Genomic DNA, 258 nt, shown 5'->3' with positions numbered 1-258 from the left:
CGGGTTAATCTTATCATAGTACATTGCTTCAAACTCAAAAGGCGATACATAACCCAGTGCACTGTGTACACGCTTTTTATTGAACCAATCTACCCAGTTTAGTGTCGCAAGCTTTACATCTGCTAAACCTTGCCAATCTGCTTTTAAATATTCAATCACCTCTGTTTTGTATAAGCCATTCACCGTTTCAGCCAAAGCATTATCGTATGAATCACCAGTCGTACCGACTGATGCTCGTAAATTTGCTGCTTCTAAACG

Annotated in this window: 1 protein-coding gene; it reads right to left on the bottom strand. The window is 39.9% G+C overall.

Annotated elements, in window-relative coordinates; genetic code table 11:
• The coding region (locus WFH18_RS18100) for an integrase core domain-containing protein (protein WP_336755454.1) at positions 1 to 258 on the bottom strand (258 nt) is incomplete at both ends.

Source organism: Acinetobacter sp. USHLN143, assembly GCF_037145695.1.
Lineage (GTDB): Bacteria > Pseudomonadota > Gammaproteobacteria > Pseudomonadales > Moraxellaceae > Acinetobacter > Acinetobacter fasciculus.
This window is presented reverse-complemented; position numbering and strand designations above follow the sequence as displayed.